This is a genomic window from Bacteroides sp. 1_1_30 (assembly GCF_020982715.1).
Lineage (GTDB): Bacteria > Bacteroidota > Bacteroidia > Bacteroidales > Bacteroidaceae > Bacteroides > Bacteroides xylanisolvens.
Genome location: NZ_JAJKHN010000136.1, coordinates 1 through 9,362, shown reverse-complemented (window position 1 = coordinate 9,362; position 9,362 = coordinate 1). Strand labels below are relative to the sequence as shown.

General features: G+C 37.3%; 9 protein-coding genes. All 9 read left to right on the top strand.

What is annotated here, in order from left to right; genetic code table 11:
- The coding region (locus LPH68_RS24545) for an SLBB domain-containing protein (protein WP_230297188.1) at positions 1 to 711 on the top strand (711 nt) is incomplete at its 5' end.
- Positions 712 to 726: 15 nt separating this feature from the next.
- Positions 727 to 1,863: a Wzz/FepE/Etk N-terminal domain-containing protein gene (locus LPH68_RS24540; RefSeq protein ID WP_009039835.1), complete on the top strand. Its 1,137-nt coding sequence runs from the start codon at positions 727 to 729 to the stop codon at positions 1,861 to 1,863.
- A gap of 19 nt (positions 1,864 to 1,882) precedes the next feature.
- Positions 1,883 to 3,295, top strand: a complete 1,413-nt coding sequence (locus LPH68_RS24535) for an undecaprenyl-phosphate glucose phosphotransferase (protein WP_230297187.1) — start codon at positions 1,883 to 1,885, stop codon at positions 3,293 to 3,295.
- A gap of 53 nt (positions 3,296 to 3,348) precedes the next feature.
- Positions 3,349 to 4,695 (top strand): lipopolysaccharide biosynthesis protein RfbH, encoded by a 1,347-nt coding sequence (gene rfbH, locus LPH68_RS24530; RefSeq protein WP_009039833.1) that lies wholly within the window; start codon positions 3,349 to 3,351, stop codon positions 4,693 to 4,695.
- 6 nt (positions 4,696 to 4,701) lie between these two features.
- The gene (rfbF, locus tag LPH68_RS24525; protein WP_009039832.1) at positions 4,702 to 5,481 is read left to right on the top strand and encodes a glucose-1-phosphate cytidylyltransferase; all 780 of its coding nucleotides are present in this window, start codon (positions 4,702 to 4,704) and stop codon (positions 5,479 to 5,481) included.
- A 3-nt stretch (positions 5,482 to 5,484) separates the two neighbouring features.
- A complete protein-coding gene (rfbG, locus tag LPH68_RS24520; protein WP_009039831.1) occupies positions 5,485 to 6,564 on the top strand; it encodes a CDP-glucose 4,6-dehydratase in 1,080 nt (359 codons plus the stop codon).
- Positions 6,561 to 7,487, top strand: a complete 927-nt coding sequence (locus LPH68_RS24515; RefSeq protein ID WP_009039830.1) for an NAD(P)-dependent oxidoreductase — start codon at positions 6,561 to 6,563, stop codon at positions 7,485 to 7,487. The genes rfbG and LPH68_RS24515 overlap by 4 nt, the downstream gene beginning before the upstream one ends.
- Positions 7,474 to 8,280 carry a transketolase gene (locus LPH68_RS24510; RefSeq protein ID WP_009039829.1) on the top strand — a complete coding sequence of 269 codons (807 nt, stop codon included), beginning with the start codon at positions 7,474 to 7,476 and terminating at the stop codon, positions 8,278 to 8,280. Before LPH68_RS24515 ends, LPH68_RS24510 begins: the two co-directional genes overlap by 14 nt.
- Positions 8,277 to 9,176, top strand: coding sequence for a transketolase family protein (locus LPH68_RS24505; protein WP_009039828.1), 900 nt, complete (start codon positions 8,277 to 8,279; stop codon positions 9,174 to 9,176). Before LPH68_RS24510 ends, LPH68_RS24505 begins: the two co-directional genes overlap by 4 nt.
- The last annotated feature ends 186 nt before the right edge of the window (positions 9,177 to 9,362 follow it).

Genomic DNA, 9,362 nt, shown 5'->3' with positions numbered 1-9,362 from the left:
GAGGTCTATGTACGTCGTAGTCCGGGTTATCAGGCTCAACAGAATGTGGTTGTTGAAGGTGAAATCCTGTTCGGAGGGTCTTACGCCATGACCAGTCGTGAAGAACGCCTTTCAGACTTGATCAATAAAGCTGGAGGTGCTACGAATTATGCTTACTTACGCGGTGCCAAGTTGACTCGTGTCGCTACTGCAGGTGAGAAGAAACGTATGGGAGATGTGATCCGTTTGATGAGTCGACAGTTGGGTGAGGCTATGATGGATTCTTTGGGCGTCCGTGTGGAAGATCATTTTACAGTCGGCATTGATTTGGAGAAAGCTATAGCTAATCCTGGCAGTACAGCGGATATTGTCTTGCGTGAGGGTGACGTGATTTCCATTCCGAAGAACAATAATACGGTCACGATCAATGGTGCTGTGATGGTTCCAAATACAGTTTCTTATATAAAGGGTGAGAATATAGACTATTACCTGAATCAGGCTGGAGGTTATTCTGAAAATGCAAAGAAGAGTAAGAAGTTCATAGTTTATATGAATGGACAGGTTACTAAGGTTAAAGGTAGTGGTAAGAAACAGATTGAACCGGGTTGCGAGATAATTGTACCTAGTAAGGCTAAGAAAAGGACTAATATTGGTAATATCTTAGGTTATGCTACCACATTCAGTACTTTGGGTATGATGATTGCCTCTATTGCTAATTTAATCAAGAAATAACGAATATCTTTATTTATGTCTACTTTGATGGAACAAACATCTGAAAAGGAAACAAAACAGTTGCATAATAATCACAATGATGAGGAGCTTGAAATTGATTTGATGGATCTTCTTCGTAAGATTATAGGTATTCGTAAGAAGATCTATAAAGCTGCCGGTATCGGACTGATAATTGGTGTTATTGTTGCAATCAGTATCCCTAAGCAGTACACGGTTGAAGTTACCCTTTCTCCGGAAATGGGCAATAACAAGGGTGGTGGTTTATCCGGTTTGGCTGCTTCTTTTTTAGGAAGTGGAGTTTCTATGGGAGATGGCACTGATGCCTTAAATGCTTCCTTATCTGCTGATATTGTTTCTTCTACTCCCTTTCTGTTGGAACTTTCTAATATGAAAGTCCCCGTATCAGGGAGTGAGGAAATCTCTTTAAGTTCTTATTTGAATGAAGAGTCATCCCCATGGTGGGGTTATGTAATCGGATTTCCTGGCATGGTAATTGGTGGAGTAAAGTCCTTGTTTACAGAAAATGAGGATGAACCCATATCTTCCGATAAAGCAAGTCGGGGTACCATTGAATTATCCAAAAAGGAGTCTCAGAAGATTGAATCACTAAAGAGAAAGATTGCTGCTTCTGTAGATAAGAAAACCTCTATGACTACCGTTTCTGTGACTTTGCAGAGTCCTAAGGTTGCTGCAGTCGTTGCTGACTCTGTGGTTAAGAAGTTGCAGGAATATATAATAGACTACCGTACCTTCAAGGCAAAAGAGGATTGTATTTATTTGGAGAAACTCTTCAAGGAACGTCAGCAAGAATATTATGCTGCTCAGAAGAAATATGCCGATTATATGGACTCTCATGACAATATCATTTTGCAGAGTGTTCGTACCGAACAGGAACGTTTGCAGAATGACATGAGTTTGGCTTACCAGGTATATAGTCAGGTTACCAGTCAGCTTCAGGTTTCCAGAGCTAAAGTTCAGGAAGAAAAACCAGTGTTTGCTGTTGTAGAACCTGCTGTTGTCCCCTTAGAACCTTCGGGAACCAGTAGAAAGGTATATGTTTTAGCTTTTATTTTCCTATCAGTTTGTATTGTAATCTCTTGGAATTTGTTCGGGAAAGATCTCCTAAATAAGTTCAAAGAAGTATATGCCTAAAATCAATTTTTAATGTGATATGGTATCAACCACCAGTCAAATCAATAAATTTATAGAATTTGTAGCAGTTCTGGGAGATCTGATCATTCTGAATCTGGTATTGTTTTTTCTCCTTTTCTTTTGGGAAGAAGTATTTGTCTCTTTACCTTTTTCTTGTAGGGTTTCCTGGATGATGACTTCGTTAAGTCTTTGCTATCTGGCCTGTTCGAGCTCCCGTGGGAGGGTTTGGGATAGTCGGGGAATTCGCCCTGACCAACTAGTATTGCGCGTGTTGAAGAATATTATAGCTTTTTCCATCTTTTGGGCATGTATCATGACTTTTAGTGGAATCTCTATCTATTCTCCTCTTTTCTTTGTCGCTTATTTCTCTTTCCTCTTTGTCATCTTAAGTATTTATCGCATTATTATTCGTCATTTTCTGATAGTCTATTGTGCTAAGGGCAAGCATAGACGTTATGCTGTTTTTATAGGTGGTGGCAATAATATGCAGGTATTGTATGAGGAGATGGAAAGTTCTCTGGCGTCTTCTCTATATGAAGTCGTGGGTTATTTTGATATAAAACCGAATGATACCCTTTCTTCCCAATGTTCTTATTTGGGTAATCCTGACGGTTTTTCAGATTTTATGTCTGCACACCCGGGTATCAAGCATGTCTTTTGTTCTCTGTCGATGGAGGAAGGTCGTTATAATTTTTCTATCATGAATCATTGTGAAAACCATTTGCTTTATTTTCATGGTGTTCCTAATGTATGTAAAGGTTTTCCTCGTCGTATTTGGCACAGTATGGTTGGCAATATGCCTATTTTGAATCTGCGTTATGAGCCTTTGGGTAAGATGGAGAATCGTATATTGAAGCGGATATTTGATATTGTTTTCTCTGGTCTTTTTCTGGTTACTATTTTTCCTTTTGTTTATCTCATAGTAGGTAGTATCATAAAGCTGACTTCTCCCGGTCCTGTGTTCTTTAAGCAAATGCGTACGGGGTTGAACGGTGTGGATTTTGTGTGTTACAAATTCCGTTCGATGAAAGTGAATGATGAAGCTGACAGCAAACAGGCTACGGCTGATGATCCCCGTAAAACCCGGTTTGGAAATTTTCTTCGTCGTTCTAATATAGACGAACTTCCCCAGTTTATCAATGTCTTTAAGGGTGATATGTCGATAGTAGGCCCCCGTCCACACATGTTGGCTCATACGGAGACTTACGCCCGTTTGATTGATAAATATATGGTGCGGCATTTTATAAAACCTGGGGTGACCGGCTGGGCTCAAACACATGGTTTCCGTGGTGAAACGAGGGAACTTTCACAGATGGAGGAACGTGTTAAGGCTGATATTTGGTATATGGAGCACTGGACAATGTTGCTTGACATATATATCATTTATAAGACCGTGGCGAATGTAGTTGTAGGAGAAAAGAACGCATATTAAAGTATCTTTACAAGTAAAACATCTTAAATATATATTACTAAATATATCTGCTTATGAATAAAAAAGAAACCCTGAAGCAACAAATTCTTCAGTTATCTCGTGAATATTATAATGAGGTTCATCGAGACTCCAAAGTCTTTGAACCAGGGAAAAGTTTTGTAAATTATGGTGGTCGTTTTTTTGATGCTGAAGAACTCGTTAATTTGATTGATTCCTCTTTGGACTTCTGGCTTACAGCAGGACCTTGGGCTCATAAATTCGAGAAACGTTTTGCAGACTGGTTGGGGGTTAAATATTGTTCGCTGACAAATTCCGGGTCTTCTGCAAATTTATTAGCATTTATGACATTGACTTCTCCACTATTGGGGGAGCGTCGTATAAAAAAAGGTGATGAGGTTATAACAGTAGCTTGTGGATTTCCAACTACTGTAACGCCTATCATTCAGTATGGTGCGATTCCAGTATTTGTAGATGTAACGATTCCGGAGTATAATATAGATATAACTCAACTGGAAACTGCTTATTCTGATAAAACCAAAGCTGTCATGATTGCCCATTCGTTGGGTAATCCTTTCGATTTACAGTCGGTAAAAGATTTTTGTGATCGTCATCATCTTTGGTTAGTTGAAGATAATTGTGATGCCTTGGGTTCAGAATATACCATTAATGGTGAAACGAGAAAGACAGGGACCATCGGTCATATTGGTACTAGCAGTTTTTACCCACCACATCACATGACAATGGGTGAGGGTGGTGCTGTGTACACAAATGATCCATTGCTTAATAAGATAACCAATTCTTTCCGTGATTGGGGGCGTGATTGCTGGTGTGTAGGTGGTGTAGATAATACTTGCAAGTATCGTTTCAGTAAACAATTTGGTGAGTTGCCTGTAGGTTATGATCATAAATATGTTTATTCTCATTTGGGTTATAATTTAAAGCTAACCGATATGCAAGCGGCTATTGGTTGCGCCCAATTGGATAAGTTGGACAGTATAGTATTGGCTCGTAGAAAGAATTTCCAGACTTTACTTGACGGTCTGAATGATACGGAAGGACTAATACTTCCTGAACCTCAAAAGAACTCTAATCCTAGCTGGTTTGGTTTTCTTATTTCAGTGAAAGAAGATGCAGGGTTCACCCGTAATGAATTATCAGAATATTTGGAGAGCAAGAAAATACAAACCCGTAATCTTTTTGCAGGAAACCTGTTGAAACATCCGGCTTTTAATGAAATGCGACAAAACGGTGACGGTTATCGTGTTGTCGGTGATTTGAAAGGTACAGATTTTATATTGAATAATACTTTCTGGATTGGAGTTTACCCGGGTATGACTGAAGAAATGCTCCAATATATGATTTCCACAATCAAGGAATTTGTTACATCCCGTAAAGCGTAGAGAATAATGAAAGCAGTCATTTTCGCAGGAGGTTTTGGAACCCGTTTGAGTGAGGCTACCAATCTTATTCCCAAACCGATGGTTGAAATAGGTGGAAAGCCTATTCTTTGGCATATTATGAAGACTTATAGTCATTATGGAATTAATGAATTTGTTATCTGTTGCGGTTATAAACAATATGTTATAAAAGAATATTTCGCTAATTATTTTCGTCATAATAGCGACCTCACAGTCGACCTGTCCAATAACAGTGTTGAAATACTTGATAATCACTCTGAAAATTGGAAAGTGACTATGGTTGATACCGGCTTGAATACCCAAACAGGAGGGCGTCTGAAACGAGTACAGAAATATATTGGTGATGAACGCTTTGTTCTTACTTACGGCGATGGAGTAGCGGATATAAATATAGCAGAGAGCATTAAGGAGCATGAATTATCAGGTTGTGACATCTCATTAACGGCTTACAAGCCCGGAGGTAAATTCGGAGCCTTGCAAATAGATTTGAATAATAACAAGGTACTTTCCTTTCAAGAAAAACCGGATGGTGATCGTAATTGGGTGAATGCAGGTTATTTTGTTTGCGAACCTAAAGTCTTTGAATATATTCCTGCGTGTGATGATACTATTGTTTTTGAGCGTAAGCCTCTTGAAGACTTGGCGAAAGATGGTAAAATGCATGCTTATCGTCATACCGGTTTTTGGAAGCCGATGGATACACTCCGTGATAATGTGGAACTCAATGAAATGTGGGATAAGGGGATAGCTCCCTGGAAAGTTTGGTAAATAATGGATATAGACATATTTAAAAATTTCTATAGAGGGAAGCGTGTTCTTGTAACCGGACATACAGGCTTTAAAGGTAGCTGGCTTTCTATCTGGCTCCATGAATTGGGAGCGGAAGTGATCGGGGTGGCTAAAGATCCGGCTACAGATAAAGATAATTATGTGTTGTCCGGAATAGGAGGAAAAATAAAAGCTGACCTGCGTGCTGATATTCGTGATAGTCAGCGAATGAAAGATATTTTTCAGGAATATCAACCCGAAATTGTTTTTCACTTGGCTGCCCAACCTCTAGTACGTTTAAGTTATGAAATTCCCGTTGAAACGTACGAAACTAATGTAATGGGGACGATTAACATATTGGAAGCTATACGGATAACGGATAGCGTAAAGGTAGGCGTCATGATAACTACCGATAAATGTTATGAAAACAAAGAGCAACTTTGGGGCTATCATGAGAATGAACCGATGGGTGGTTACGACCCTTATTCCAGTAGTAAGGGAGCGGCCGAAATAGCTATTGCTTCTTGGAGGCGTTCTTTCTTTAATCCAGAGCAATATGAAAAGCATGGTAAAAGTATAGCCAGTGTTCGTGCAGGTAATGTGATTGGTGGTGGCGATTGGGCTTTAGATAGAATTATTCCCGATTGTATCCGTGCTTTAGAATCAAATAGACCTATTGAGATTCGTAATCCGGAAGCTATTCGTCCTTGGCAACATGTATTGGAACCATTAAGTGGTTATATGTTATTGGCTAGTAAGATGTGGGATGAACCTACCAAATACTGTGAAGGATGGAATTTTGGTCCAAGAACAGAATCTATTTCTACTGTTTGGGATATTGCTGCTAAAGTTGTGGAAGAATATGGAAGCGGAGACTTAAGAGATTTGTCTGAACAAAATGTTTTGCATGAGGCGAGATTACTGATGTTGGATATTTCCAAAGCCCAATTTTTGTTAGGATGGCAGCCGCGAATGAACCTTGATCAGACTGTATCTCTGACAGTCGATTGGTACAAAAGTTATCGTAAAGAAGAAGTCTATGATGTTTGTGTAAATCAAATAATCAACTATTTATTGAAATGAAAATATTGTTGACGGGGGCAACAGGCTTTTTGGGCTCTCATATTGCTGAAACTTTATCTACACATGGCCATGAACTATTGTTAGCAAAAAGAACAAAATCAGATTTATGGAGATGTGCTTCTTTAGAAAATAAAGTTAAATGGACTAATAGTGATTCAGATACTTTTGAATTGGATGTTTTGTCTTTTCGTCCTAATGTAATAATAAATTCTGCTTGGAATGGTGTTTCAGCAGGTGAGCGGAACTCATGGAAACATCAACTCGATAATTTATGTTATCAACAGCGCTTACTAGATTTAGCAAAGCGGTTAGAAGTAAAAGTATTTATAGGAATTGGTTCTCAAGCAGAATATGGGACTTTTGATGGGTGTGTTGATGAAAATTACATAGCTGATCCTAATACAGCATATGGGGTTGTAAAATTGGCAGCACAACAAATAGTAAAAACTTTCTGTGAAGAAAATAATATAACTTGGTATTGGTTTAGATTGTTCTCTTGTTTTGGTGAGAGAGAAGCAGAGAACTGGTTAATACCTGCTGTCATCAAAAATATGATGTCTACTGATCAAGATCATATGGATTTAACAGCTGGTGAACAGAAGTATTCTTATTTATATATTAAGGATGTAACAAATGTGATACTGTCTGCAGTTAAAGGAAATGCAGAAAGTGGGATTTATCATATTGCTTCGGATAAATTGCGTTCCCTAAAAAGTATTTTAGTTCATATAAAAGAATATTTAAGACCTGAATTTTGTTTAAATTTTGGAGCTCTCCCTTATCGTAAAAATCAGTCAATGATTAATGGCTCTGTTAATTTGAAGACTCGAAAAGCGTTTGGAGACTTTGAAGTTTCTGATTTTTCTAGTAAATTAATTCAAACGATAGAATATTATAAGGCTATTTATAATGATAAAAGATAGTATTACGTTATCAAAAGAAATACGTAAGTGTTCACTACGTATGGTTTACCAAGCAAAAGCATCTCATATTGGTGGGGCTTTATCAATGGTAGATTTATTATCTGTGTTATATAGTACGATATTAAAATATGATGTTTCTAATCCTTCTTGGGAAGAAAGAGATCGGTTTATACTTTCAAAAGGTCATGCTTGTGTCTCTTTCTATTCTACATTAGCATTATGTGGTTTCTTTTCTATGGAGGAACTGGACGATTATGGGAAAAATGGAAGTCGTCTATTATCCCATACAAGCCATTATATACCAGGAATAGAAATTTCTGCTGGTAGCCTTGGACATGGTTTGCCAATTGCGTGCGGAATTGCTTTAGCTGCGAAGCGAAGAGGACAGAAGTATCGTACTTATGTAATTGTTGGAGATGGAGAAATGGATGAAGGTTCAAATTGGGAAGCTTTACTGTTGGCTTCACATTTAGAACTGGATAACTTGTGTTTAATTATTGACTATAATAAGATTCAAAGTTTGGGTGCAACCAATGAGGTTTTAAATTTGGAACCTTTTAAAAGTAAGTTGGAGGCATTTAATTGGAATGTTATTCAAATAGATGGTCATAATCATGAAGCTATTCGTAGAGCTTTCATCCAAGCGGAAGCATTTTTGGGGAAACCAACTGCGATAATAGCTGATACAATAAAAGGTAAAGGAGTTTCATTTATGGAAAATGAATTGTTGTGGCATTATAAATCTCCGGATGAAAAACAATATAATCAAGCTATAAAGGAAATAGAAGGATGAGAACTGCATTTATAAAACAATTGGTAGAAGAAGCTAAAAAGAATGACAAAATATTTCTTGTTGTTGGGGATTTAGGCTTTAGTGTAGTCGAAGATTTTGCTAATCTGTTTCCAAAGCGTTTTTTAAATACAGGTATAGCAGAACAGAATATGATTGGTGTTGCTGCTGGATTGGCTAAGGAAGGGTATAATGTTTATGTTTATTCTATAGGGAACTTTCCCACTCTTCGTTGTATGGAGCAGATTCGTTATGATGTAGCATATCACAGTTTAAGTGTAAAAATTGTATCGGTTGGTGCAGGTTATGCCTACGGTTCTCTCGGTGCTTCACATCATGCGACTGAAGAGCTTGGTATGATGCGGACAATTCCTAATATGATTATATGTTCTCCTTGCGACCCTGTTGAAGCAAAGTCGGTAACTACGATTTCTGCAAACTATAATGGACCGATGTATCTGAGACTAGGGAAAGCGGGTGAAGCAATTGTTCATAAGGAAAATATAATGAATTTACAAATAGGAGATCTTCTTCCAATAAAAATTAATAGTGAAAAAAAAGTTCTGCTTGCTAGTGGTTCTATATTAGATTATGCAGTAAAATATATGATTGTTGAAAATATTAAATCAGATATTTATAGCGTACCTTTTGTAAAGCCTTTAAATGTAAAACAAATAAAAGAAATAGCAGAGCAATATTCTGAAATAATTGTTTTGGAAGAACATCAAAAAAGTTGTGGTATTGGGTCTGCAATTATTGAACAGATTAGTGATTTATATGCTTATGGTGTACTTCCTATATATCCCAGAATAAAACGGATAGCAATAGATGATAAATTCTATTCAATATCAGGTTCACAAGATTATTTAAGAGAGAAAGCAGGATTACGGTTATTTTAAGAATTGTGTATTTAGTTGTAATCAGTAGTGTGAAAATAGCTTTCTTTGTTGGATAAATAGTGATCTACTGTGATGAAAAATAATGTAACAGTGGAAATAATTGAATTTGAGTGGGAAATATTTATAAGTTTTCAATTATAGTATGAATAAAGATGTTTGTGTGTATATTTTGACGCACAATAGACC

What these genes read in the sequence shown, in the direction of transcription:
- rfbF (WP_009039832.1), top strand. Translation starts at nt 4,702, where the DNA reads ATGAAAGCAGTCATTTTCGCAGGAGGTTTTGGAACCCGTTTGAGTGAG.
- LPH68_RS24510 (WP_009039829.1), top strand. Translation starts at nt 7,474, where the DNA reads ATGATAAAAGATAGTATTACGTTATCAAAAGAAATACGTAAGTGTTCA.
- LPH68_RS24535 (WP_230297187.1), top strand. Translation starts at nt 1,883, where the DNA reads ATGGTATCAACCACCAGTCAAATCAATAAATTTATAGAATTTGTAGCA.
- LPH68_RS24515 (WP_009039830.1), top strand. Translation starts at nt 6,561, where the DNA reads ATGAAAATATTGTTGACGGGGGCAACAGGCTTTTTGGGCTCTCATATT.
- LPH68_RS24505 (WP_009039828.1), top strand. Translation starts at nt 8,277, where the DNA reads ATGAGAACTGCATTTATAAAACAATTGGTAGAAGAAGCTAAAAAGAAT.
- rfbH (WP_009039833.1), top strand. Translation starts at nt 3,349, where the DNA reads ATGAATAAAAAAGAAACCCTGAAGCAACAAATTCTTCAGTTATCTCGT.
- LPH68_RS24540 (WP_009039835.1), top strand. Translation starts at nt 727, where the DNA reads ATGTCTACTTTGATGGAACAAACATCTGAAAAGGAAACAAAACAGTTG.
- rfbG (WP_009039831.1), top strand. Translation starts at nt 5,485, where the DNA reads ATGGATATAGACATATTTAAAAATTTCTATAGAGGGAAGCGTGTTCTT.